Annotated in this window: 32 protein-coding genes; 30 read left to right on the forward strand and 2 right to left on the reverse strand. The window is 68.6% G+C overall.

Annotated elements, in window-relative coordinates; genetic code table 11:
* Positions 1-41 precede the first annotated feature (41 nt).
* From rplV to truA, 27 genes are all read left to right on the forward strand, one after another.
* On the forward strand, positions 42-500 hold the full coding sequence (gene rplV / locus ACFYPG_RS14940; protein WP_007465297.1) for a 50S ribosomal protein L22: 459 nt from the start codon (positions 42-44) through the stop codon (positions 498-500).
* Positions 500-1,369, forward strand: coding sequence for a 30S ribosomal protein S3 (gene rpsC / locus ACFYPG_RS14945; RefSeq protein ID WP_355009606.1), 870 nt, complete (start codon positions 500-502; stop codon positions 1,367-1,369). The genes rplV and rpsC overlap by 1 nt, the downstream gene beginning before the upstream one ends.
* 3 nt (positions 1,370-1,372) lie before the next feature.
* The gene (rplP, locus tag ACFYPG_RS14950) at positions 1,373-1,798 is read left to right on the forward strand and encodes a 50S ribosomal protein L16 (protein WP_355009607.1); all 426 of its coding nucleotides are present in this window, start codon (positions 1,373-1,375) and stop codon (positions 1,796-1,798) included.
* Positions 1,798-2,034: a 50S ribosomal protein L29 gene (rpmC, locus tag ACFYPG_RS14955; protein ID WP_007465283.1), complete on the forward strand. Its 237-nt coding sequence runs from the start codon at positions 1,798-1,800 to the stop codon at positions 2,032-2,034. The genes rplP and rpmC overlap by 1 nt, the downstream gene beginning before the upstream one ends.
* Complete coding sequence (rpsQ, locus tag ACFYPG_RS14960; protein WP_355009608.1) at positions 2,031-2,309, forward strand: 30S ribosomal protein S17; 279 nt, start codon at positions 2,031-2,033, stop codon at positions 2,307-2,309. Before rpmC ends, rpsQ begins: the two co-directional genes overlap by 4 nt.
* Before the next feature lie 94 nt (positions 2,310-2,403).
* Positions 2,404-2,772 carry a 50S ribosomal protein L14 gene (gene rplN, locus ACFYPG_RS14965; RefSeq protein ID WP_023358185.1) on the forward strand — a complete coding sequence of 123 codons (369 nt, stop codon included), beginning with the start codon at positions 2,404-2,406 and terminating at the stop codon, positions 2,770-2,772.
* On the forward strand, positions 2,769-3,089 hold the full coding sequence (rplX, locus tag ACFYPG_RS14970) for a 50S ribosomal protein L24 (RefSeq protein WP_203120238.1): 321 nt from the start codon (positions 2,769-2,771) through the stop codon (positions 3,087-3,089). The genes rplN and rplX overlap by 4 nt, the downstream gene beginning before the upstream one ends.
* A complete protein-coding gene (rplE, locus tag ACFYPG_RS14975) occupies positions 3,089-3,655 on the forward strand; it encodes a 50S ribosomal protein L5 (protein ID WP_354944330.1) in 567 nt (188 codons plus the stop codon). The genes rplX and rplE overlap by 1 nt, the downstream gene beginning before the upstream one ends.
* Before the next feature lies 1 nt (position 3,656).
* Positions 3,657-3,842, forward strand: a complete 186-nt coding sequence (locus tag ACFYPG_RS14980) for a type Z 30S ribosomal protein S14 (protein ID WP_007465272.1) — start codon at positions 3,657-3,659, stop codon at positions 3,840-3,842.
* Between the two features lie 116 nt (positions 3,843-3,958).
* A complete protein-coding gene (rpsH, locus tag ACFYPG_RS14985; RefSeq protein ID WP_272613586.1) occupies positions 3,959-4,366 on the forward strand; it encodes a 30S ribosomal protein S8 in 408 nt (135 codons plus the stop codon).
* A gap of 16 nt (positions 4,367-4,382) precedes the next feature.
* Positions 4,383-4,925 carry a 50S ribosomal protein L6 gene (gene rplF, locus ACFYPG_RS14990; RefSeq protein WP_091402383.1) on the forward strand — a complete coding sequence of 181 codons (543 nt, stop codon included), beginning with the start codon at positions 4,383-4,385 and terminating at the stop codon, positions 4,923-4,925.
* Between the two features lie 8 nt (positions 4,926-4,933).
* Positions 4,934-5,311 (forward strand): 50S ribosomal protein L18, encoded by a 378-nt coding sequence (gene rplR / locus ACFYPG_RS14995; protein ID WP_181518401.1) that lies wholly within the window; start codon positions 4,934-4,936, stop codon positions 5,309-5,311.
* Between the two features lie 33 nt (positions 5,312-5,344).
* Positions 5,345-5,959, forward strand: coding sequence for a 30S ribosomal protein S5 (gene rpsE, locus ACFYPG_RS15000; RefSeq protein WP_007465263.1), 615 nt, complete (start codon positions 5,345-5,347; stop codon positions 5,957-5,959).
* The gene (gene rpmD, locus ACFYPG_RS15005; RefSeq protein WP_007465262.1) at positions 5,959-6,141 is read left to right on the forward strand and encodes a 50S ribosomal protein L30; all 183 of its coding nucleotides are present in this window, start codon (positions 5,959-5,961) and stop codon (positions 6,139-6,141) included. Before rpsE ends, rpmD begins: the two co-directional genes overlap by 1 nt.
* Positions 6,141-6,584 carry a 50S ribosomal protein L15 gene (gene rplO, locus ACFYPG_RS15010; RefSeq protein ID WP_030329906.1) on the forward strand — a complete coding sequence of 148 codons (444 nt, stop codon included), beginning with the start codon at positions 6,141-6,143 and terminating at the stop codon, positions 6,582-6,584. Before rpmD ends, rplO begins: the two co-directional genes overlap by 1 nt.
* A gap of 232 nt (positions 6,585-6,816) precedes the next feature.
* Positions 6,817-8,145: a preprotein translocase subunit SecY gene (gene secY / locus ACFYPG_RS15015; RefSeq protein ID WP_355009609.1), complete on the forward strand. Its 1,329-nt coding sequence runs from the start codon at positions 6,817-6,819 to the stop codon at positions 8,143-8,145.
* Positions 8,146-8,799 (forward strand): adenylate kinase, encoded by a 654-nt coding sequence (locus ACFYPG_RS15020; protein WP_088950228.1) that lies wholly within the window; start codon positions 8,146-8,148, stop codon positions 8,797-8,799.
* A gap of 87 nt (positions 8,800-8,886) precedes the next feature.
* Entirely contained in the window at positions 8,887-9,738 is an 852-nt protein-coding gene (map, locus tag ACFYPG_RS15025; protein ID WP_355009610.1) for a type I methionyl aminopeptidase, read from the forward strand.
* A gap of 135 nt (positions 9,739-9,873) precedes the next feature.
* Positions 9,874-10,536: a DUF1707 domain-containing protein gene (locus ACFYPG_RS15030; protein ID WP_387352313.1), complete on the forward strand. Its 663-nt coding sequence runs from the start codon at positions 9,874-9,876 to the stop codon at positions 10,534-10,536.
* A 228-nt stretch (positions 10,537-10,764) separates the two neighbouring features.
* Complete coding sequence (gene infA, locus ACFYPG_RS15035; protein WP_007073013.1) at positions 10,765-10,986, forward strand: translation initiation factor IF-1; 222 nt, start codon at positions 10,765-10,767, stop codon at positions 10,984-10,986.
* A 91-nt stretch (positions 10,987-11,077) separates the two neighbouring features.
* Positions 11,078-11,191: a 50S ribosomal protein L36 gene (gene rpmJ / locus ACFYPG_RS15040; protein ID WP_088952025.1), complete on the forward strand. Its 114-nt coding sequence runs from the start codon at positions 11,078-11,080 to the stop codon at positions 11,189-11,191.
* A gap of 266 nt (positions 11,192-11,457) precedes the next feature.
* Positions 11,458-11,838: a 30S ribosomal protein S13 gene (gene rpsM, locus ACFYPG_RS15045; RefSeq protein ID WP_030329917.1), complete on the forward strand. Its 381-nt coding sequence runs from the start codon at positions 11,458-11,460 to the stop codon at positions 11,836-11,838.
* Positions 11,839-11,925: 87 nt separating this feature from the next.
* Positions 11,926-12,333: a 30S ribosomal protein S11 gene (gene rpsK, locus ACFYPG_RS15050; protein ID WP_030329919.1), complete on the forward strand. Its 408-nt coding sequence runs from the start codon at positions 11,926-11,928 to the stop codon at positions 12,331-12,333.
* A gap of 13 nt (positions 12,334-12,346) precedes the next feature.
* Positions 12,347-12,973 (forward strand): 30S ribosomal protein S4, encoded by a 627-nt coding sequence (rpsD, locus tag ACFYPG_RS15055; RefSeq protein ID WP_030329921.1) that lies wholly within the window; start codon positions 12,347-12,349, stop codon positions 12,971-12,973.
* 98 nt (positions 12,974-13,071) lie between these two features.
* Positions 13,072-14,094, forward strand: coding sequence for a DNA-directed RNA polymerase subunit alpha (locus tag ACFYPG_RS15060; RefSeq protein WP_007465227.1), 1,023 nt, complete (start codon positions 13,072-13,074; stop codon positions 14,092-14,094).
* A 34-nt stretch (positions 14,095-14,128) separates the two neighbouring features.
* Positions 14,129-14,686, forward strand: coding sequence for a 50S ribosomal protein L17 (rplQ, locus tag ACFYPG_RS15065; RefSeq protein ID WP_091402374.1), 558 nt, complete (start codon positions 14,129-14,131; stop codon positions 14,684-14,686).
* A gap of 68 nt (positions 14,687-14,754) precedes the next feature.
* Complete coding sequence (truA, locus tag ACFYPG_RS15070; RefSeq protein WP_387352316.1) at positions 14,755-15,585, forward strand: tRNA pseudouridine(38-40) synthase TruA; 831 nt, start codon at positions 14,755-14,757, stop codon at positions 15,583-15,585.
* Between the two features lie 12 nt (positions 15,586-15,597).
* Here truA and ACFYPG_RS15075 read toward each other — a convergent pair whose 3' ends face one another.
* A complete protein-coding gene (locus ACFYPG_RS15075) occupies positions 15,598-16,707 on the reverse strand; it encodes a hypothetical protein (protein ID WP_387352317.1) in 1,110 nt (369 codons plus the stop codon).
* Positions 16,708-16,809: 102 nt separating this feature from the next.
* On the opposite strand from ACFYPG_RS15075, the gene ACFYPG_RS15080 reads away from it, so the two are divergent.
* Genes ACFYPG_RS15080 through ACFYPG_RS15090 form a run of 3 tightly spaced genes read left to right on the forward strand, consistent with a single transcriptional unit; the run spans position 16,810 to position 19,930 of the window.
* Positions 16,810-17,415 carry a class I SAM-dependent methyltransferase gene (locus tag ACFYPG_RS15080; protein WP_387352319.1) on the forward strand — a complete coding sequence of 202 codons (606 nt, stop codon included), beginning with the start codon at positions 16,810-16,812 and terminating at the stop codon, positions 17,413-17,415.
* A 41-nt stretch (positions 17,416-17,456) separates the two neighbouring features.
* On the forward strand, positions 17,457-19,136 hold the full coding sequence (locus tag ACFYPG_RS15085; RefSeq protein WP_387352320.1) for an ABC-F family ATP-binding cassette domain-containing protein: 1,680 nt from the start codon (positions 17,457-17,459) through the stop codon (positions 19,134-19,136).
* The gene (locus ACFYPG_RS15090) at positions 19,133-19,930 is read left to right on the forward strand and encodes a nucleotidyltransferase domain-containing protein (protein WP_387352321.1); all 798 of its coding nucleotides are present in this window, start codon (positions 19,133-19,135) and stop codon (positions 19,928-19,930) included. The genes ACFYPG_RS15085 and ACFYPG_RS15090 overlap by 4 nt, the downstream gene beginning before the upstream one ends.
* A 55-nt stretch (positions 19,931-19,985) precedes the next feature.
* Here the strand turns inward: ACFYPG_RS15090 and ACFYPG_RS15095 are convergent, their stop codons facing one another.
* Positions 19,986-21,176 (reverse strand): RNA-guided endonuclease InsQ/TnpB family protein, encoded by a 1,191-nt coding sequence (locus ACFYPG_RS15095; RefSeq protein ID WP_387352717.1) that lies wholly within the window; start codon positions 21,174-21,176, stop codon positions 19,986-19,988.
* Positions 21,177-21,360 lie beyond the last annotated feature (184 nt).

Genomic DNA, 21,360 nt, shown 5'->3' on the forward strand with positions numbered 1-21,360 from the left:
GCCGCCAGGCATACGGATAGAGGGAACAAGGGGTTACAGCGATGCCAGGAAAGGGCGACGCTCCGGTGCTTCCGGGCGCGCGGGCGGTTGCGCGGCACGTGCGCATCTCGCCGATGAAGGCGCGCCGGGTGGTCAACCTCGTCCGCGGCCTGCCCGCGAAGGAGGCGCTCACGGTGCTGCAGTTCGCGCCGCAGGCTGCGAGCGAGCAGGTGTACAAGGTGCTCGCTAGCGCGATCGCCAACGCGGAGAACAACGAGCGGCTGGACCCCGACGCGCTGCTCGTCAGCGAGGCCTTCGTGGACGAGGGCCCGACGATGAAGCGGTTCCAGCCGCGGGCGCAGGGTCGGGCGTACCGAATCCGCAAGCGCACCTGCCACATCACCGTGGCGGTCGAAGCGGTCGCGCCGGCAGCGCCGAGGAAGGCCGCGGCGAAGAAGGCCGCCCCGGCCACGGAGGCCGCACCGGCCGAAGCGCAGAGCAAGACGGAGGACGCCGAGTAATGGGTCAGAAGGTTCACCCCACTGGGTTCCGGCTCGGCATCTCGACCGACTGGAAGTCCCGCTGGTTCGCGGACAAGCTCTACAAGGACTACATCGGCGAGGATGTCAAGATCCGCCGCATGATGTCCAAGGGCCTCGAGCGTGCCGGGATTTCCAAGGTCGACATCGAGCGCACCCGCGACCGGGTCCGGGTCGACATCCACACCGCCCGGCCGGGCATCGTCATCGGCCGTAAGGGTGCGGAGGCCGACCGGATCCGCGGCGAGCTTGAGAAGCTCACCGGCAAGCAGGTTCAGCTGAACATCATCGAGGTGAAGAACCCCGAGTCGGACGCTCAGCTCGTCGCGCAGGGCGTGGCCGAGCAGCTGTCCAGCCGGGTCAGCTTCCGTCGGGCGATGCGCAAGGCCATGCAGTCGGCGATGAAGAACCCGGTCTGCAAGGGCATCCGGGTTCAGGTCTCGGGTCGCCTCGGCGGCGCCGAGATGAGCCGGACCGAGTTCTACCGTGAGGGCCGGGTTCCGCTGCACACGCTGCGGGCCAACATCGAGTACGGCTTCTTCGAGGCCCGTACCACGTTCGGCCGGATCGGTGTGAAGGTCTGGATCTACAAGGGCGACGCCGTCATGGGCCGGGAGACTCCGGCCGAGGCCGGTCCGTCTCGCCCGCGTCGTGGTGAGCGTGGCGACCGTCCCGAGCGTCCGCGTCGTGGCCGGTCGGGTTCGTCCGGCACCACGGCTGGTGGCACCGAGGCCGGTCGGGCTGCTGCGACCACCATCGCGCAGCAGGCCGAGACGCCGAGCGGCGAGCCGGTGGACAGCGCAGCTGTCGCCGCCGTGGCTGCTCCGGCAGAAACGCAGCAGGAGGGCTGACAGATGCTGATGCCGCGCAAGCCCCCGAAGGGCTTCCGCAAGCCGCACCACCCGGACCGCAGTGGCGCGTCCAAGGGTGGTAACCGGGTGGTGTTCGGCGAGTTCGGGATCCAGGCTCTCGAGCCGGCGTACGTGACGAACCGGCAGATCGAGTCGGCGCGTATCGCGATGACTCGCCACATCAAGCGTGGTGGCAAGGTCTGGATCACGATCTTCCCGGACCAGGCCCTCACCAAGAAGCCTGCCGAGACCCGGATGGGTTCCGGCAAGGGCTCGCCCGAGTGGTGGGTCGCCAACGTCAAGCCGGGTCGGATTCTCTTCGAGATGTCCTTCCCCAACGAGCAGACCGCGCGAGAGGCCATGCGTCGCGCGATCCACAAGCTCCCGATGAAGTGCCGCATTGTTACGCGCGAAGTGGGTGAATCCTGATGGCAGCGGGCGTTAAGGCGACCGAGCTGCGTGAGCTCTCCGAAGAGGAGCTGGTCACGAAGCTGCGGGAGGCCAAGGCGGAGCTGTTCAACCTCCGCGTACAGGCCGCAACCGGGCAGCTGGACAACAACCGGCGGTTGCAGGTCATCCGTCGGGAGATTGCCCGGATCTACACGATCATGCGTGAGCGTGAGCTGGGGCTCTCGGCCGCGCCGACTGAGGTGACTGCATCATGACCGAAGAGACCGCCACCGCCGCCGCGCGGTCGCGCCGCAAGGTCCGCGAGGGCCTGGTGATCAGCGACAAGATGGACAAGACCGTCGTTGTCGAGGTCGAGGACCGGGTTCGGCACGCGCTGTACGGCAAGATCATGCGCCGTACGAGCAAGCTGAAGGTGCACGACGAGCAGAACGCCGCTGGCACCGGTGACCGGGTTCTCATCATGGAGACCCGGCCGCTGAGCGCCACCAAGCGTTGGCGGATCGTGGAGATCCTGGACAAGGCCAAGTAGCGAAGGCTCGAGCCCGGCGGTTGCGTCGGGCGTAGGTTCCGCCAGGCTCCGGCCGCTACGGCGGCCGGAGAACCGGCAGACATAGGAGATAGACGTGATTCAGCAGGAGTCGCGACTGCGCGTCGCCGACAACACGGGTGCTCGGGAGATCCTTTGCATCCGGGTTCTCGGTGGCTCCGGTCGGCGCTACGCGAGCATCGGCGACGTCATCGTGGCCACGGTCAAGGACGCGATCCCGGGTGCCGGTGTGAAGAAGGGCGATGTCGTCAAGGCGGTCATCGTTCGCACGGCCAAGGAGAGGCGTCGGCCGGACGGCTCGTACATCCGCTTCGACGAGAACGCCGCCGTCATCATCAAGGACGGCGGGGACCCGCGTGGAACCCGTATCTTCGGCCCGGTGGGTCGGGAGCTGCGGGACAAGCGGTTCATGAAGATCATTTCCCTCGCGCCGGAGGTGTTGTGACCGTGAAGGTCAAGAAGGGCGACACGGTCGTCATCATCGCCGGCAAGGACAAGGGTGCCAAGGGCAAGGTCATTCAGGCCTACCCGCGGCAGGACAAGGTCCTGGTCGAGGGCGTGAACCGGGTCAAGAAGCACACCCGCATCAGCACCACCCAGCGTGGCGCCAAGACCGGCGGCATCGTCACTCAGGAGGCCCCGATCCACGTCTCGAACGTGCAGGTCCTGGACTCCGACGGCAAGCCGACCCGCGTCGGTTACCGGATCGACGACAACGGCCAGAAGGTCCGCATCGCGCGTAGCACCGGTAAGGACCTGTGATGACCACGGCTACCGAAAAGACCCTGCCGCGCCTCAAGGAGCGGTACCGCAACGAGATCGTGGCCCAGCTGCGTGAGCAGCACAGCTACGGCAACCCCATGCAGGTGCCGCGGCTGGTCAAGATCGTCGTCAACATGGGTGTCGGCGAGGCTGCTCGCGACGCCAAGCTGATCGACGGCGCGGTCCGCGACCTCGCCACGATCACCGGCCAGAAGCCGCAGGTGCGGCGGGCGACCAAGTCCATCGCGCAGTTCAAGCTCCGCGAGGGCATGCCGATCGGCGCGAAGGTGACTCTTCGCGGCGACCGGATGTGGGAGTTCCTGGACCGGCTGCTCTCCATCTCGCTGCCGCGCATCCGCGACTTCCGCGGCCTTGACGGGCGCAAGCTGGACGGGCACGGCAACTACACGTTCGGTCTGACCGAGCAGTCTGTGTTCCATGAGATCGACCAGGACCGGATCGATCGCCAGCGGGGCATGGACATCACGGTGGTCACCACCGCCACGACCGACGACGAGGGCCGGGCGCTGCTCAAGCTCCTGGGCTTCCCGTTCAAGGAGAACTGAGATGGCCAAGAAGGCGCTGATCATCAAGGCGGCCGCGAAGCCGAAGTTCTCGGTTCGCGCGTACACCCGCTGCCAGCGGTGCGGGCGTCCGAAGGCGGTCTACCGCAAGTTCGGGCTCTGCCGGGTCTGCATCCGGGAAATGGCCCACCGCGGTGAGCTGCCGGGTGTGTCCAAGGCTTCCTGGTAAGGGCGACCGCGTCCCGGCCGTCGGCCGGGAACTCCTGCACCGATTAGGTATTGCTCTTCGCCGTAGGCCCGGAGCTGATGCTCCGGGAACCCCGGCGAGAAAGGCTGACGAAATCCATGACGATGACCGACCCGATCGCAGACATGCTCACGCGTCTGCGTAACGCCAACCAGGCGTACCACGATCAGGTGAAGATGCCCTACTCCAAGATCAAGGCGAACATCGCCGAGGTCCTGAAGGCCGAGGGTTACATCGCCACCTGGTCGGTCGAGGAGCCCGAGGAGGGCGCCGTCGGCAAGCGACTGGTCGTCGAGCTGAAGTACGGCCAGAGCCGCGAGCGGAGCCTGGCCGGCATCAAGCGCGTGTCCAAGCCCGGTCTCCGGGTGTACGCCAAGTCGGACGGGCTCCCGCGGGTGCTCGGTGGGCTGGGCGTGGCGATCATTTCGACGTCCCAGGGGCTGCTGACCGACCGGCAGGCCCGCAAGCGGAGTGTTGGCGGGGAAGTCCTCGCCTTCGTCTGGTAACGGGAGACAGGTAGAAATGTCGCGAATTGGACGTAAGTCGATCCCGGTACCAGCCGGCGTCGACATCACGATCGACGGGCAGACCGTCAAGGTCAAGGGCCCCAAGGGCCAGCTCCAGCACACCCTCGCCGAGCCGATCACGGTCGAGCGGGCAGAGGATGGGCAGCTGAGCGTCAACCGGCCGAACGACGAGCGCAAGGCCAAGGAACTCCACGGCCTGAGCCGTACGCTGGTTGCCAACATGATCGTCGGGGTCACCGAGGGCTACCGCAAGAGCCTGGAGATCGCCGGCACCGGTTACCGGGTCACCGCCAAGGGTTCGGACCTCGAGTTCGCGCTCGGGTTCTCGCACCCGGTGGTCGTCCCCGCCCCGGCGGGCATCACCTTCACGGTGGAGCGGCCGACCCTGTTCCACGTGGCTGGCATCGACAAGCAGCAGGTCGGTGAGGTCGCCGCCAACATCCGGAAGATCCGCCCGCCGGAGCCCTACAAGGGCAAGGGCGTCAAGTACCAGGGCGAGGTCATCCGCCGCAAGGCTGGAAAGGCAGGTAAGAAGTGAGCGCCACGCTGCTCAAGCGCCGCCGCGGTGTCGCCGCCAAGCGCGCCGTTGGGCGTGCGCGTCGACACTTCCGCGTCCGCAAGAACGTCAGCGGTACGGCCGAGCGTCCGCGCCTGGTCGTCACCCGCTCGCTGCGGCACATGGTCGCCCAGGTCGTCGACGACACCAAGGGTCACACCCTGGCGTCGGCGTCGACCCTGGACGCCTCGCTGCGCGGTGCGGAGGGCGACAAGAGCGCCCTGGCTGGCAAGGTGGGCGCTCTGCTCGCCGAGCGGGCGAAGGCCGCCGGCGTCTCCAAGGTCGTCTTCGACCGCGGCGGTAACCGGTACGCGGGGCGAGTCGCCGCGCTTGCCGACGCCGCCCGCGAAGCCGGGCTCGAGTTCTAACAACCCCGTCACGAGAGAGAAGGAAGGCTGCTGATGCCAGGTCAACAGCGCCGTGGCGGCGGGTCCGGTGGCAACGAGGGTGGTCGCCGCGACAACCGCCGTGAGGGCGGCCGCGGAAACGCGCCCGTCGAGAAGACCCCGCACCTTGAGCGGGTCGTCGCGATCAACCGCGTCGCCAAGGTCGTGAAGGGTGGTCGTCGCTTCAGCTTCACCGCCCTGGTGATCGTGGGCGACGGCGACGGCACGGTCGGCGTGGGCTACGGAAAGGCCAAGGAGGTGCCCGCGGCCATCGCCAAGGGTGTCGAGGAGGCCAAGAAGCACTTCTTCAAGGTCCCGCGGATCGGTCAGTCGATCCCGCACCCGGTGACGGGTGAGGACGCCGCTGGTGTGGTGCTGCTCAAGCCGGCCTCGGCCGGTACGGGTGTCATCGCCGGTGGACCGGTGCGTGCCGTGCTGGAGTGCGCTGGGATCCACGACGTGCTCTCCAAGAGCCTCGGTTCGTCGAACCCGATCAACATCGTGCACGCCACCGTGGCGGCTCTGAAGGGGCTTGAGTCCCCCGAGCAGGTCGCGGCGCGTCGTGGTCTGCCGGTGGAGGACGTCGCGCCGGCCGCCATGCTGGCGTCGCGTGCGGGGGTGGCGCGCTGATGGCACGCCTGAAGGTCACCCAGCTCCGGTCCGGTATCGGGACCAAGCACAACCAGCGTGAGTCGCTGCGTTCGCTCGGTCTCAAGCGGATCAACGACGTGGTGGTCAAGGAGGACCGGCCCGAGATCCGCGGCATGATCTTCACTGTGAGCCACCTCGTGAAGGTCGAGGAGGTCGAGTAATGACGATCAAGGTGCATCACCTGCGCCCGGCGCCCGGTTCCAAGACCGCGAAGACCCGTGTGGGTCGCGGTGAGGGTTCCAAGGGCAAGACCGCTGGTCGCGGTACCAAGGGTTCCAAGGCCCGCAAGAACATCTCGGCGGCGTTCGAGGGTGGGCAGATGCCCATCCACATGCGCCTGCCGAAGATGAAGGGCTTCAAGAACAAGTTCAAGGTGGTCTTCCAGGTTGTCAACCTGGACCGACTCGCTGAGCTGTTCCCGAATGGTGGTCAGGTCGGCCCGCTGGAGCTCGTCGAGTCCGGTGCGGTCCGCAAGGGTCACCCGGTCAAGGTCCTCGGCACCGGGGATCTCGGCGGTGTGGCGCTCCAGGTGTCCGCGCACGCGTTCAGTGCGTCGGCCAAGGAGAAGATCGCTGCCGCCGGTGGCTCCGTCACCGAGCTGTAAGGCGTACGACCATGGCGCCCGTCCAGTTGAGAGCAACTGGCGGGCGCCATGGTCTGCCTGGGCCGTGAGCGCCCGGTAACATCGGTTTCGATTTATGTAGTCGGGCGCATCTGCCCGGACCGGGGTGAGGCTGTTAGAGTCCCATCCCAGCCATGGATTGCGGGCACTCGCCCGTGATCCACCCCGACCCGCCAGGGATCACCGGCGGCCCGCCTCGCGCAGGAGGAAGAAGTTGCTGTCCGCCTTTCTCAGTGCGTTCCGTACGCCTGACCTGCGCAAGAAGCTGCTGTTCACAGTAGGCATCATCGCGGTCTACCGGCTGGGCGCAACGCTCCCCAGCCCGGGCGTCTCGTACGGCAACGTGCAGAAGTGCCTCGACACCATCCAGGGTGACACCACCGGGGTGGTGAACCTTCTCAACCTCTTCTCCGGCGGAGCGCTGCTGCAGCTCTCGGTCTTCGCGCTGGGCATCATGCCCTACATCACCGCGTCGATCATCCTGCAGCTGCTGACCGTCGTGATCCCCCGCCTCGAGCAGCTCCGCAAGGAGGGCCAGGCCGGTCAGGCGAAGATCACCCAGTACACCCGCTACCTGACCCTCGGTCTCGGTGTGCTGCAGGCCTCGGCGTTCGTGGCGCTGGCCCGCTCGGGCCAGCTGTTCCAGAACCGCTGCGACCAGTTCCCGATCATCCCCACCGGCACCGGCATCCCGGACTGGCTGACCCTGGCCATCCTGGTGATGACGATGACCGCCGGCACCGGCATGGTCATGTGGCTCGGTGAGCTGATCACCGACCGCGGCGTCGGCAACGGCATGTCCGTCCTGATCTTCACCTCGATCGCGGCGCGGCTGCCCAGCGAGGGCTGGCAGATCAAGACCAGCAAGGGCTGGGACATGTTCGCCCTGGTCATCGCGCTGGTCCTGGTGGTCATCACCGCTGTCACCTTCATCGAGCAGTCGCAGCGCCGGATCCCGGTGCAGTACGCCAAGCGGATGATCGGCCGGCGGATGTACGGCGGCACCTCGACCTACATCCCGCTCAAGGTCAACCAGGCTGGTGTGATCCCGGTCATCTTCGGTTCGTCGCTGCTCTACCTGCCGCAGTTGGCGCTGCAGTTCTTCGACCAGACCGACCCGGGCAAGACCCAGTCGTGGATCCAGAACAACCTGGTCAACCCGAGCAGCCCGATCTACATCGCGGTCTACTTCCTGCTGATCATCTTCTTCACGTACTTCTACGTCTCGATCACGTTCAACCCGACCGAGGTCGCTGACAACATGAAGAAGTACGGCGGGTTCGTGCCGGGTATCCGCCCGGGCAAGCCGACCGCCGACTACCTGGACTTCATCCTCAGCCGGATCACCCTGCCGGGCGCGCTCTACCTCGGCATCATCTCGATCCTGCCGAACTTCTTCTTCATCTGGCTGGACAACCAGCAGTACCAGAACTTCCCGTTCGGCGGCACCGCTGTGCTCATCATGGTCGGCGTCGGTCTGGAGACCGTGAAGCAGATCGAGAGCCAACTCATGCAGCGGAACTACGAAGGGTTCCTGCGGTAGATGAGACTCGTTCTGGTTGGCCCGCCGGGCGCGGGCAAGGGCACGCAGGCCGAGTTCATCGCCGCGCACCTCTCGGTGCCGAAGATTTCGACCGGAGACATCTTCCGGTCGAACGTCACCCAGGGCACGCCGCTCGGTGTCGAGGCGAAGCGGTACATGGATGCGGGCGAGCTGGTTCCGGACGAGGTCACCATCAACATGGTCCGGGACCGGCTGGCCGAGCCCGACGCCAGCGAGGGTTTCCTGCTCGACGGCTTCCCGCGGACGACTCCGCAGGCTGCCGCTCTGGACAAGCTCCTGGCCGATCTGGGCACTGCCCTGGATCTGGTCCTGGAGCTGGTCGTCGACGACGACGAGGTGATCCGGCGGCTCTCCGGCAGGCGCACCTGCCGGGGCTGCGGCAAGATCTGGCACGTCGAGTTCGACGCCACGACCCGGCCCGGCATCTGTGACCGCTGCGGCGCCGAGCTGTTCCAGCGCGACGACGACAAGCCGGAGACGATCGCGACGCGGCTCCGCGAATACAGCGAGAAGACCGCGCCCCTGGTCGACTACTACGGCGCTCAGGGCAAGCTGGTCGGGATCGACGCCACCGGGCCGGTGGAGGACGTCACCACCCGGGCCATCGACGCGCTGCGGTCGTACGGCGGCTGAGGTCCGGCCGGGCCACGGCGGATAGAGTGCGAACAGCGGGGTACGCGTTATGTGCCCCGCTGTTCGGCAACGAAAGGTAACCGCTCCATGCGTCGTCCCCAGCTGGACATCCAGCTGAAGACCCCTGACCAGATCGAGAAGATGCGGGCCGCCGGGCTGGTGGTGGCCGAGGCGTTGCGTCGGATGCGGGAGGCTGTCGCCCCCGGTGTGAGCACCGCCGATCTGGACGCCATCGCGGAGGCGACCATCCGCGAGGCGGGCGGCGTTCCGTCGTTCAAGGGCTACCACGGCTTTCCGGCGTCGATCTGCTCCTCGGTCAACGAGCAGATCGTGCACGCCATCCCGTCGCCGAAGCAGGTGCTCCAGGCCGGTGACCTGATCTCCATCGACTGCGGCGCGGTGCTGGACGGGTGGCACGGCGACTCCGCGATCACGGTCGGGGTCGGTGACGTCGACCCGGCGCTGTTGAAGATGGCCGAGGTCGCCGAGGACGCCATGTGGGCCGGTATCGCCGCCGCTGCGCGTGGTGCCGCCAGCGGCAAGGGCCGCCTCACCGACATCTCGCACGCTGTGGAGACCGCTGTCCGCAAGGGCGGCCGGTACGGCATCGTCGACGGCTACGGCGGGCACGGCATCGGCACCGAGATGCACCAGGACCCACACGTGCTCAACCACGGTCGGCCGGGCAAGGGTCCGCGACTGGTCACCGGGATGGCCCTGGCCATCGAGCCGATGATCACCATGGCGTCCCCGCGTACCGTCGAGTTGGCCGACGGGTGGACGGTCGTCACCCGGGACGGCTCTGTGGCCGCGCACGTCGAGCATTCGATGGCGCTGCTGCCGGACGGGGTCTGGGTGCTCACCGCGTTCGACGGTGGCCGGGCCCGCCTGGGCGACCTGGTGACCGCCCGCCAACCCGCGGGCACGAAAACTCCCTAGTACGCTCCCGGCCCCGCGTCGCGCCGTTGATCATGAAGTTCCAGCCCCGACACGCCGGTGGGGCGGGCAACAGCTTCATGATCGACCGCTGTCGGGGGCGGGCGTGAGTGGCGCGACGGTGGCATGCTTGCCGGCATGGACGGGCGTGACGGGATGCGAGCCGCGGACTCGGACCGTGCGGCGGTGGCTGACCGGTTGCGGGTCGCCCTCGACGAGGGCCGACTGGATCTGCACGAGTACGACGAGCGGTTGCAGCGGGCCTACGCGGCGCGCACGTACGCCGACCTCGAGGGCCTGCTGACCGATCTGCCGCCGGTGACGCCGGCGCAGCGGTCGGGCCTGGCGCCGGTCGCCGGGTCGACGATGAGCCCGCTGGGTGACCAGCTCGATCCGGCCTTCAGCAGGGGCGTGGCCGCCCGCTGGCTGGCCGAGGTGTGGTTCCCGTACCTGCGGGTGATCGCCATCGTGGTGACCATCTGGGCGGTGACGTCGGTGCTCAGCAAGGACCTGCTCTACTTCTGGCCGGTCTGGGTGGCCGGGCCGTGGGGCGCGGTGCTGGTGGTCCGCACGGTCAGCGGGCTGGCTGCGAAGGAGCCCCAGCGCCAGGCCGTGAAGCGCCAACGCCGCCGGGAGCGCAAGCAGGCAAAGCGCGCCCTCAAGCCGACAACGACGAACCAACCCCCTGAACCCCACCGACTCCAAGCCGCGGACCGGACTCGCCGCGGTTGGTCGATCATGAAGTTGTTGCTGCCGAATACGGCGTGTCGTGACAACAACTTCATGATCAACAGGGCCTGAGGGTGGGGTTCGGAGGGACTCGCGCGGGTTGGTGGGTGGCCGGTTTGGCGGGGGACCGCAGGCCGGCGTACACTTTCAGATCGGCGCACAGCGTCCACTCCGGCATGCCCACCCTGCGCTTCGGTGGGAGCTGGAGCCGCGGCTGGCGCGGGCTTCTGATTCTGATCAGATTTCCGTGTAAGACGTTGTGGGCCGCCCGGTGCAATCGACGTCAGGACAGCGGAGGACATGCCGAAAAAAGACGGAGCCATTGAGATCGAGGGTCGGGTCATCGAGCCCCTGCCGAACGCCATGTTCCGGGTGGAGCTCGCGAACGGCCACAAGGTGTTGGCTCACATCAGCGGGAAGATGCGGCAGCACTACATCCGTATCCTTCCGGAGGACCGGGTCGTCGTCGAACTCTCGCCGTACGACCTGACCCGCGGGCGCATCGTCTACCGCTACAAGTAGTCCTGACGACGGCCGGGAAGTCCCGTGTCCGTCTTCGACGTCCGGTGCCGCGCAGAACGCGTAACCGGGCCAGATGGGAAGTAAGGCAACCGTGAAGGTCAAGCCGAGCGTCAAGAGGATCTGCCAGAAGTGCCGGGTTATCCGCCGGCACGGCCGGGTCATGGTCATCTGCAGCGACCCGCGCCACAAGCAGCGCCAGGGCTGACTCAGCCCGTCCGGCCGGAGCACGGCCGGGTGGCGTTGGTCCAGGCGGATCCCCAGCGACACACACATCACACATGCTCGTCCCAGCCGCGAGCGGTACGCCAGACGTACCTCTGCGTGGCTGACCCCCGGTCGGAGGCCGGGGCCCGCTCGGGCAGCGACCGATCCCGGTCGCCGGCGCTCACCGCGTCGGAAGGACGGGACGGCCGGTAGCGGGGTGGGACGGGTCCACACCTCCGCCACACATCACGAGGAGTACGCCCGCACATGGCACGTCTAGTCGGCGTGGATCTCCCCCGCGAAAAGCGGTTGGAGATCGCGCTCACCTACATCTTCGGGGTCGGTCGCACCCGCGCCCTGGAGACACTCGCCGCCACCGGCATCTCGCCGGACAAGCGCGCTCGGGACCTCACGGACGAGGAGCTCGTGCAGCTCCGCGACCACATCGAGGGCAACTACAAGGTTGAAGGCGACCTGCGCCGCGAGGTCGCCGCTGACATCCGCCGCAAGGTTGAGATCGGCTGCTACGCCGGCATCCGGCACCGCCGGGGCCTGCCCGTGCGTGGCCAGCGGACCAAGACCAATGCCCGGACCCGCAAGGGCCCGAAGCGGACCGTCGCCGGCAAGAAGAAGCCCGGCAAGAAGTAGTTCTTAACCGGATGACGGGATCGGCCGCCGCCGAGGCGGGTCGGGTCGCAACCCAGTCCGGAAAGTCAACTAGGAGCGCACAGACTTATGCCACCGAAGGCTCGTGCCGGAGCCGCTGTAAAGAAGGTCCGGCGCAAGGAACGCAAGAACGTCGCCCACGGGCAGGCGCACATCAAGAGCACGTTCAACAACACCATCGTGTCCATCACGGACCCGACCGGTGCGGTCATCTCCTGGGCCTCCGCTGGCCAGGTCGGCTTCAAGGGCTCCCGCAAGTCGACTCCGTTCGCTGCGCAGCTGGCCGCCGAGGCTGCCGCGCGTCGCGCCATGGAGCACGGCATGCGCAAGGTCGACGTGTTCGTCAAGGGCCCCGGCTCCGGCCGGGAAACCGCCATCCGTTCGCTGCAGGCAGTGGGCCTCGAGGTCGGGCAGATCGCCGACGTCACCCCGCAGCCGCACAACGGGTGCCGTCCGCCGAAGCGTCGCCGGGTCTGAGAGGTAGAGAGAGATGGCTCGTTACACCGGTGCAGACTGCCGCCGTTGCCGGCGGGAGAAGATGAAGCTGTTCCTCAAGGGCAGCAAGTGCGATGGTCCGAAGTGCCCGTTCGAGTCCCGGCCGTTCCCGCCCGGGCAGCACGGCCGCGGCCGCACGAAGGAGACGGAGTACCTGCTCCAGCTCCGCGAGAAGCAGAAGGCCCGTCGGGTTTACGGCGTGCTGGAGAAGCAGTTCCGCGGTTACTACGAGGAAGCCGTTGGCAAGCAGGCCAAGACCGGTGAGGTCCTCCTGCAGATCCTCGAGTCGCGGCTGGACAACGTCGTTTACCGGGCCGGCTTCGCCCACTCGCGGGACATGGCCCGCCAGCTGGTCAAGCACGGTCACTTCACGGTGAACGGCAAGAAGGTCGACATCCCGTCGTACCGCGTCAAGGAGCACGACATCATCGAGGTTCGGGGCAAGAGCAAGGAGCTCACCCCGTTCATCGTCGCGCAGGCTCAGGCCGGCTCGAAGACGGTTCCGGCGTGGCTTGAGGCCATCCCGAGCCAGATGAAGGTGCTCGTGCACTCCCTCCCGGCCCGGCAGGTCATCGACACGCAGGTCCAGGAGCAGTTGATCGTCGAGCTCTACTCCAAGTAGTCCGAGCTCGTTCGGTGGCCCGCCCTTCGGGGCGGGCCACCGGAACAGTTTGTGTCGTGGGCGTCAAATAGCGGGCGCCCCGGAAGAGAAGAGAAAAGATGCTCATCAGCCAGCGACCCTCCCTCTCCGAGGAGTCGATCAACGAGACCCGGTCCCGGTTCGCCATCGAGCCGCTGGAGCCGGGCTTCGGCTACACCCTGGGTAACTCGCTGCGGCGTACGCTGCTGTCGTCGATCCCGGGCGCGGCCGTCACCTCGATCAAGATCGACGGTGTGCTGCACGAGTTCACCACGATCCCCGGTGTCAAGGAGGACGTGGTCGAGCTCGTCATGAACATCAAGGAGCTGTGCGTCAGCTCCGAGCACGACGAGCCGGTCAGCATGTACCTGCGTAAGCAGGGCCCGGGCGATGTGACCGCGGGCGACATCCAGCCCCCGGCCGGCGTCTCGGTGCACAACCCGGATCTCAAGCTCGCCACCCTGAACGGCAAGGGCCGGCTCGACATGGAGCTGACCGTCGAGCGGGGCCGGGGCTACGTGACGGCGGCGCAGAACAAGCAGTCCGGCGCCGAGATCGGCCGCATCCCGGTCGACTCGATCTACTCGCCGGTGCTGAAGGTGACCTACCGCGTCGAGGCGACCCGTGTCGAGCAGCGCACCGACTTCGACCGGCTGATCATCGACGTCGAGACCAAGCCGTCGATGGGTCCGCGTACCGCGCTGGCCTCCGCCGGTTCGACGCTGGTGGAGCTGTTCGGGCTCGCCCGGGAGCTGGACGAGACCGCCGAGGGCATCGACATCGGGCCGTCCCCGCAGGACGCCCAGCTGGCGGCGGACCTCGCTCTGCCGATCGAGGAGCTGGACCTCACCGTCCGCTCCTACAACTGCCTCAAGCGCGAGGGCATCAACTCCGTTGGTGAGCTCATCGGGCGTACCGAGGCCGACCTCCTCGACATTCGCAACTTCGGTCAGAAGTCGATCGACGAGGTCAAGATGAAGCTCGCCGGGATGGGTCTCGGGCTGAAGGACTCGGCTCCGAACTTCGACCCGGCGCACGTCGTGGACACCTTCGGCGAGGCCGACTACGACACCGACGACTACCGCGAGACCGAGCAGCTCTAGTCCGCGCTGCCGCCACAACTGAGGAGCACCAAAAATGCCCACGCCCACCAAGGGCCCCCGCCTCGGCGGCAGCCCCTCGCACGAGCGGCTGATGCTGGCCAACCTGGCGACCGCGCTGTTCCAGCACGGGAAGATCCAGACCACCGAGACGAAGGCCCGGCGGCTGCGCCCGCTGGCCGAGCAGCTCATCACCAAGGCCAAGCGCGGTGACCTCGCCTCGCGGCGTCGGGTGCTGGGTGTCGTCAAGGACAAGGACGTGGTCTACGCCCTGTTCGACCAGATCGCGCCCCGGTACTCCAACCGCCCCGGCGGTTACACCCGGATCGTGAAGACCGGTCCGCGCAAGGGTGACAACGCGCCGATGGCCATCATCGAGCTGGTGGAGGAGCTTCAGGTCGCCGAGCCGAAGGCGAACAAGAAGACCGCCGCCCGCAAGGCCGCGCAGCAGGACAAGGTCGAGGCGCTCGCCCCGGCCGACGAGGCCCCGAAGTCGGCTCCGGCCGACCAGGACTCCGAGGCGCCGGTGTCGGCGTCCGGTGACACCGACGCCGCCCGCGAGGACAGCGACGAGGCCACCGAGAACAAGGCCTGATCAAGGGCATCGTCGGGCCCGGCACCCCCATCGGGGTGCCGGGCCCGACCCGTAACAGGAGGTACGAGGTGGACGAGCGGATCCGGCTGCGGCTGGACGTCTCGTACGACGGCACCGACTTCTCCGGCTGGGCAGCCCAGCCGACCAGGCGCACCGTCGCGGGGGTGCTCGTCGAGACCCTGGACCTGGTTCTCGGCGTCGGTACCGCCACCGGGCTGACGGTGGCCGGGCGGACCGACGCGGGAGTGCACGCCACCGGTCAGGTGTGCCACGTGGACCTGCCCGTGGACGTGTGGCGCCAGCACGAGGGGCGGCTGCTGCGTCGGCTGGCCCGGCTGCTCCCCACGGACGTGCGGGTACGGGCGATGACCGAGGTGCCGGCCGACTTCGACGCCCGGTTCTCGGCCACCTTCCGGCGCTACGAGTACCGGGTCACCGACGCGCCTTTCGGCGCCGAGCCGTTGCGCCGCCACGAGGTGCTGGCCTGGCCGAAGCCGTTGGACCTGGCCGCGCTGAACGCCGCCGCCACCGGGCTGGTGGGGGAGCACGACTTCGCCGCGTACTGCCGGCGCAAGGAGCACGCCACCACACTGCGCGAGGTGACCCGGCTGGACTGGCGTCGCGACCCGGACGGCATCCTGGTCGCCACAGTGCAGGCTGACGCGTTCTGTCAGGCGATGGTGCGCAGCCTGGTGGGAGCCATGCTGGTGGCCGGGGACGGCCGTCGCCCGGTCGAGTGGCCGGGGACTCTGCTCACCCAGCGGGAGCGGTCCAGCGAGGTGACGGTGGCCCCCGCGCGCGGGCTGACCCTGGTCGCCGTCGGCTACCCGGCAGATCCGTCCGAGTACGCCCAACGGGCGACCCTCACCCGCCGGTTGCGGGTCCCGATCGAGGGTTGACCGTCCGCACTGTCAGTCGCCGGGCAGATCGCCCTGGTTGGCGTTGCTGCCGGTAGGTGCCGCCGTCGGTTGCGAGGCGGTGCCACCGTCGGCCCGGCTCTGCAGCACGCCCCGGCTGAGGTGCAACTCGATCATGTCGAACAGGATCTCGCGGACCTTGGCGTCTCCCGCCTTGACCGCTGTGCCGTCCTTGCGGACCACCAGCGCGTACGCCAGGTAGTGGCCACGGACCTGCCAGCCGACGCGTGCCGGGGCGTTGGCCAGGACATCGGTGCCGTCGCCGTCGTTCGCGGTGAGGCCACGGAAACGGCCCTGCCGCTCGTCGAGAAGTTGCCGGAGCCGGTCTCGGGCTCGTTCCGCGCTGACCTTGTCGGTGAGGTTGAACAGGCCGGCGGTGACCAGGTGGCTGTCGTCGGGCGTACTGAGGGTGGCCCGGACGATCTGGTTGCAGCCGAGCCGGACCAGCAGGTCGGCGACCTCGTCGGTGGCGGCTACGGCGCAACTGCCGCTGGACTGTGTCTTGAGCACCTGGTAGCTCGGCTGGCCGTCGGTGAGCTTCAGCTCCTTGCCGGGGAAGAGTTCCTTGGCGGTGAGCGGGGCCTGGTCGGTGTCCCGGGAGTCGAGGGCGAGCCGTTCCGCCGACGCCGACGTGGGGGCGGCGTTCGGCTGGTTCGTCGGGTTGCTCTGCGGCTGCTCGCCGCGGTCGATGAGCAGCGCGGCGGCGCCGAGGCCGCAGAGGGCGAGCAGCACCAGGACGGCTGCGCCGCCGATCAGTGCCTGCCACAGTCGACCGCCGCCGCGCCGGGCGGGCGGCTCAGCCGCCGTCGCCGAGGTGTAGATCTGGCTGCGCGGCGGTGCGGGTGGGATGTCGGCGCGTGTCGGCACTGCCTGCGGCGCATCGGCGTGGGCCGCCGGCCCGAGCTGTGGCACCTCCGTGCGAGCCGGTGCCGGCTGCGACGAGGGCAGCGAGAGCTGGTTCGGGCGGGGCAGCGACGGCGTGGGGAAGCGTGACGGAGAGGGCCCGGCCGCCGGGGGCGGACCGGCGCCGAGCACCGACAGGTCGGACCCGGGCTCCGGGTACTCCTCGAAAGCGTCCTCATCGGACTGGTACCGATACACCATGTCGCCCAGAGTAGGAGTCATTGTCCCTTTAGGTAGTAATTTCGGGGAAATGTACGTGTGGGCCGCGTCAGGTCCGCCCCGGACCGGTGCGAGAATTGTCGGGTGACCGGCGACCACTACTTCACCGCTCAGCCCACCAGCGACGCCCCGGCGCGCGAGGTCGAGTTCACCGTCGCCGACCGCGACTACCGGCTCACCTCGGCCGGCGGGGTGTTCTCCGCCAGCCGGCTCGACCCCGGCACCGCGGTGCTGCTGCGCAAGGCCGAGCTGCCCGCCGACGACACCACCGGTGACCTGCTCGACCTCGGCTGCGGGTTCGGGCCGATCAGCTGCGTACTGGCCGACCTCGCGCCCAGCAGCACCATCTGGGCCGTCGACGTCAACGCCCGGGCCCGCGAACTGACCGCCGCCAACGCGGCTCGGGTCGGTGCCGCCGACCGGGTCCGGGTCAGCGCGCCAGACGACGTTCCGGACGACGTCCGCTTCGCCCAGATCTGGTCGAACCCGCCCATCCGGATCGGCAAGGACGGGCTGCACGACCTGTTGCTGCGCTGGCTGCCCCGACTCGCCCCGGACGGCGTCGGCTGGTTGGTCGTCGCCCGACACCTCGGCGGCGACTCGCTGCAACGCTGGCTCACCGAGCAGAGCTGGCAGGTCGAGCGGTACGCCAGCCAGAAAGGCTTCCGGGTGCTGCGCGTCACCCGGTAATTGGATGTACCCCCCGACCCTCACTGGGGCAGGATCCCGGCGTGGGATACGTGGACGTGGCAGCGGTCGGGCACATCCTGCCCGACGGTCGGGAACTCTTCGCCGACGTGTCGTTCCGGGTCGGTGAGGGCAGCAAGGTCGCCCTGGTCGGGCCGAACGGCGCGGGAAAGACGACGCTGCTGAGGATGGTCGCCGGCGACCTGCCGGTGCGCAGCGGCGTGGTCGCGCGGGCCGGCGGGCTGGGTGTGATGCGCCAGTTCATCGGCATGATCGGTGACGAGTCGACCCTCGCCGACCTGGCGTTGTCGCTGGCCCCTCCGGCGCTTCGCGACGCCGGCCGGCGGCTCGGCGAGACCGAGGCGGCCATGCGGGCGGCTGAGACCCACGGCAAGTTCAGCAACGCCGCGGGCAAGGCCCAGTTGGCGTACGCCGATGCGCTCGGCGCCTGGGGCGAGGCCGGCGGGTACGACGCCGAGGTGCTCTTCGACACCGTCGCGACCATCGTGCTCGGTAAGCCGTGGGACGCCGTACGGGACCGTCCGGTGCGTACCCTCTCCGGCGGCCAGCAGAAGCGCTTCGCCCTGGAGTTGCTGTTACGCGGCCCGGACGAGGTGCTGCTGCTCGACGAACCTGACAACTTCCTCGACGTGCCCGGCAAGCGCTGGCTGGAGGCGCGACTGCGCGAGTCGACGAAGTCGGTGCTCTACGTCTCGCACGACCGCGAGCTGCTGGCCCAGAGCGCCGACCGGGTGGTCGCCGTCGAGGGTGGCAGTGCCTGGGTGCACCCGGGCGGCTTCGCCAGCTGGTACGAGGCTCGGGTGGCTCGGCACGCCCGCCTCGACGAGCTGCGCCGGCGCTGGGACGAGGAGCACCAGAAGCTGCGCGAGCTGGTGCTGATGTACAAGCAGAAGGCCGCGTACAACGACGGGTTGGCCTCGCGTTACCAGGCCGCGCAGACCCGGTTGCGCAAGTTCGAGAAGGCCGGGCCGCCGCCCGTACCGCCGAAGGACCAGGACATCCGGATGCGGCTCAGCGGCGGGCGGACCGGCAAGCGCGCGGTCGTCTGCGAGCAGCTGGAGCTCGACGGCCTGACATTCCCCTTCGACCTGGAGATCTGGTACGGCGACCGGGTGGCGGTGCTCGGTGCCAACGGCACCGGCAAGTCGCACTTCCTGCGGCTGCTGGCCCGCGGCGGCACCGACCCGGACCCGGCGAACGGCCCGGTCGACGGCGCGGGCGCGCTCGCTCCGGTGATGCACGAGGGGTCGGCCCGCCTCGGTGCCCGGGTCCGCCCCGGGCACTTCTCCCAGACTCACGACCGGCCGGAGCTGATGTCGAAGACGCTTGTCGAGATCCTCTGGCGGGGCGACGAGCACCGCACCGGGATGGACCGGCACGCGGCGATGGGTGTGCTCAGTCGCTACGAGCTGGCCGCGCAGGGCGACCAGCGCTTCGGCACGCTCTCCGGCGGGCAGCAGGCCCGGTTCCTGGTGCTGCTGTTGGAGCTGTCCGGGGCGACCCTGCTGCTGCTCGACGAGCCCACCGACAACCTCGACCTGGCCAGCGCGGAAGCTCTCGAAACGGGCCTTAACGCCTTCGAGGGGACGGTGATCGCTGTCACCCACGACCGTTGGTTCACCCGCTCCTTCGACAGGTTCGTGCTGTTCCGAGGCGACAGCGAGGTGGTGGAGACTCCGGAACCGGTCTGGGATGTCGGGTGATCCCCACCGACCTGCCCGACCGCCTGTGTGCCGTCGAGGGGGTGGTCGCCGTGGCGCTCGGCGGCAGCCGGGCGCGCGGCGAGCAGCGCCCGGACTCCGACTGGGACCTCGGTCTCTACTACCGGGGTGAGCTGGACCTGCCGGCGCTGCGTGCGGTGGCAGCGACGGTCGCCGACACCGCCGTCGCGCTCACCGCCCCCGGTGGTTGGGGCCCCTGGGTGGACGGGGGTGGTTGGCTGCGGATCGGCGGGGTCGCCGTGGACTGGATCTACCGGGACCTCGACCGGGTGCACAGCGCCTGGGCGGACTGCCGGGCCGGTCGGTACGAGGTCGGTGTGCAGGCCGGGCACCCGCTCGGGTTCTACTCGTCCGCCTACGTCGGCGAGGTGGCGATGTGCCAGGTGCTGGCGGACCCGACCGGCCAGCTGACCGCGCTGAAGGAGCAGGCCCGGGACTATCCGCCCGCGTTGGCCGACGCGCTCGTGGCCGGCGGCTGGGAGGCCGGGTTCCTGTTGGCCGGCGCGGCCAAGGCCGCCGCAGGCGGGGACAGCGGATACGTCGCCGGCTGCCTGTTCCGGGCGGTCGGAGTGCTCGCCCAGGTGCTGCACGCCCGGGCGGGCCGCTGGTTGATCAACGAGAAGGGGATGATCGCCGCAGCGGGGCGGCTGCCGGGGGCGCCTCCGCGTTTCGCGCAGCGGGCGCAGGCACTGCTCGGTGGCGTCGGCCGCAGTCCGGCCGAGCTGGCCGCGACCATCAACGCCGCCCGTGAGCTGGTCACCGAGGTGGTCGGCTGAGCCGCCGCCGAGGTGGCCCGCACCGAGCCGGCATAGGGTGGATCTCGTGACTGACTTAACGCTTCCCGACGGATGATTCCGGGGGATATCCGGCTCGGACCGCATTCGACCCCGCACCCCGAAGGGAGGTGATCGCATGTCTTACGTCGTCGGCACCGGCACGGTCGCGCTCTACCGTGGCGAGGATCGTCCTCGCGGCGTTGAGGTCGCGGCAGGCGGTGAAGCCGCAGGCCGCGCACTCGAAAACTCTGACGTTCAACCCGATGCGCTGCTTGGCTCTCACCGCGCACGAGGAACACGTCATGGTCGTGTAGGCAGGCGGAACCATCACCACCTTCCGGCCCGCCCGCGTGCCCTGCTGGATCAGTTCCCGCTTGGCCGCGCCGATCGCGGCGTCGGCGGCTTTACGTGCCATCGTGGACCTGGCCAGGAAGGCCGGTTTGAAGTCTTCCACGGCGATCACCTGGTGGTGGTCAACGACCCGTTTAGCCCACTGGCGGGAGTCGTGGGTGTTTTGCCGGGTTGCTGTCTTGTGCAGCTTCGCCGCCGCGCGCTTGGCTTTGCGGTAGCCGTTGGAGTGCGTGTGACCCTTCGGGCGGCGTCGGCGGGCCATCTTCCGCTGCGCCCTGGCCAACTCAGCGGCGCACCGCTTGCGATGCCCGAGGTACGGCAAATCGAAGCGGGCATCGGTGGTCGTGGCGGTGGTCTTCACACCCCAGTCAACGCCGATCGCCTCGGACGCCTCGGGTGCGGCGGCGGCCTCGCGGCGGACGACGAACGACGCGTACCAGTGCCCGAGGCTGTCCTGGTAGACGCGCACGCTGGTCGGCGGAGACGGCAGGTGCCGGGACCAGACGACGGGCGTGGTGATGCCACCGGCAAGGCGCAGCCGGGTGTCGGCGATGGTGAAGCCACGCAGGGTGTATTCCATGCTGGGCAGCGATCGTTTGCGGGTTTTCACCGTCGGCCGTCCGCGGCCTGGGACGGTGAACGAGTGGCGCAGCGCGGCCGCAAAGGTGCGCAGGGTCTGTTGCTGAGCGACCTGCGATCCGGAGCGCAGCCAGGCGTTTCGGGCGCGGGCTTCGGTGAGCATCTTGGACAGGCTGCCGAAGGTGGGCTTCGCGCCAACCTTCTGCTGGTGCACGGCTTCGTTCCATAGAAATCGGCAGCGGCCCCATTCGGCGAGCAGTGCGGCCGTCGCGGTCGCGCCGGGGCGCAGCCGGTAGGTGTAGCGCACCACCTCCATCACAACAATCACTATAAGCGCGGCGGCAGATAGTGCCGGGGAGGTTCAGGTGAAAATCCAGACTGCCAATCATATGGAGCAACGGCTACTTTGCCGCCACAACTGTCGGCGCGACCTCAGGGGTGGTCAACGCTGTGTCGGTAACCAGCGAACGTGAATTGATTCCGCACCTCGACATGATTGG

The sequence above is a fragment of the Micromonospora sp. NPDC005553 genome (assembly GCF_042871765.1).
Lineage (GTDB): Bacteria > Actinomycetota > Actinomycetes > Mycobacteriales > Micromonosporaceae > Micromonospora.

What these genes read in the sequence shown, in the direction of transcription:
- infA (WP_007073013.1), top strand. Translation starts at nt 10,765, where the DNA reads ATGCCGAAAAAAGACGGAGCCATTGAGATCGAGGGTCGGGTCATCGAG.
- ACFYPG_RS15020 (WP_088950228.1), top strand. Translation starts at nt 8,146, where the DNA reads ATGAGACTCGTTCTGGTTGGCCCGCCGGGCGCGGGCAAGGGCACGCAG.
- ACFYPG_RS15075 (WP_387352317.1), bottom strand. Translation starts at nt 16,707, where the DNA reads ATGGTGTATCGGTACCAGTCCGATGAGGACGCTTTCGAGGAGTACCCG.
- rpsK (WP_030329919.1), top strand. Translation starts at nt 11,926, where the DNA reads ATGCCACCGAAGGCTCGTGCCGGAGCCGCTGTAAAGAAGGTCCGGCGC.
- map (WP_355009610.1), top strand. Translation starts at nt 8,887, where the DNA reads ATGCGTCGTCCCCAGCTGGACATCCAGCTGAAGACCCCTGACCAGATC.
- rpsD (WP_030329921.1), top strand. Translation starts at nt 12,347, where the DNA reads ATGGCTCGTTACACCGGTGCAGACTGCCGCCGTTGCCGGCGGGAGAAG.
- rpsH (WP_272613586.1), top strand. Translation starts at nt 3,959, where the DNA reads ATGACGATGACCGACCCGATCGCAGACATGCTCACGCGTCTGCGTAAC.
- rplF (WP_091402383.1), top strand. Translation starts at nt 4,383, where the DNA reads ATGTCGCGAATTGGACGTAAGTCGATCCCGGTACCAGCCGGCGTCGAC.
- rpsC (WP_355009606.1), top strand. Translation starts at nt 500, where the DNA reads ATGGGTCAGAAGGTTCACCCCACTGGGTTCCGGCTCGGCATCTCGACC.
- rplE (WP_354944330.1), top strand. Translation starts at nt 3,089, where the DNA reads ATGACCACGGCTACCGAAAAGACCCTGCCGCGCCTCAAGGAGCGGTAC.
- ACFYPG_RS15030 (WP_387352313.1), top strand. Translation starts at nt 9,874, where the DNA reads ATGGACGGGCGTGACGGGATGCGAGCCGCGGACTCGGACCGTGCGGCG.
- rplQ (WP_091402374.1), top strand. Translation starts at nt 14,129, where the DNA reads ATGCCCACGCCCACCAAGGGCCCCCGCCTCGGCGGCAGCCCCTCGCAC.
- ACFYPG_RS15060 (WP_007465227.1), top strand. Translation starts at nt 13,072, where the DNA reads ATGCTCATCAGCCAGCGACCCTCCCTCTCCGAGGAGTCGATCAACGAG.
- rplV (WP_007465297.1), top strand. Translation starts at nt 42, where the DNA reads ATGCCAGGAAAGGGCGACGCTCCGGTGCTTCCGGGCGCGCGGGCGGTT.
- ACFYPG_RS14980 (WP_007465272.1), top strand. Translation starts at nt 3,657, where the DNA reads ATGGCCAAGAAGGCGCTGATCATCAAGGCGGCCGCGAAGCCGAAGTTC.
- rpmD (WP_007465262.1), top strand. Translation starts at nt 5,959, where the DNA reads ATGGCACGCCTGAAGGTCACCCAGCTCCGGTCCGGTATCGGGACCAAG.
- rpsM (WP_030329917.1), top strand. Translation starts at nt 11,458, where the DNA reads ATGGCACGTCTAGTCGGCGTGGATCTCCCCCGCGAAAAGCGGTTGGAG.
- rpsQ (WP_355009608.1), top strand. Translation starts at nt 2,031, where the DNA reads ATGACCGAAGAGACCGCCACCGCCGCCGCGCGGTCGCGCCGCAAGGTC.
- rplP (WP_355009607.1), top strand. Translation starts at nt 1,373, where the DNA reads ATGCTGATGCCGCGCAAGCCCCCGAAGGGCTTCCGCAAGCCGCACCAC.
- rplO (WP_030329906.1), top strand. Translation starts at nt 6,141, where the DNA reads ATGACGATCAAGGTGCATCACCTGCGCCCGGCGCCCGGTTCCAAGACC.
- rpmC (WP_007465283.1), top strand. Translation starts at nt 1,798, where the DNA reads ATGGCAGCGGGCGTTAAGGCGACCGAGCTGCGTGAGCTCTCCGAAGAG.
- rpsE (WP_007465263.1), top strand. Translation starts at nt 5,345, where the DNA reads ATGCCAGGTCAACAGCGCCGTGGCGGCGGGTCCGGTGGCAACGAGGGT.
- ACFYPG_RS15095 (WP_387352717.1), bottom strand. Translation starts at nt 21,176, where the DNA reads ATGGAGGTGGTGCGCTACACCTACCGGCTGCGCCCCGGCGCGACCGCG.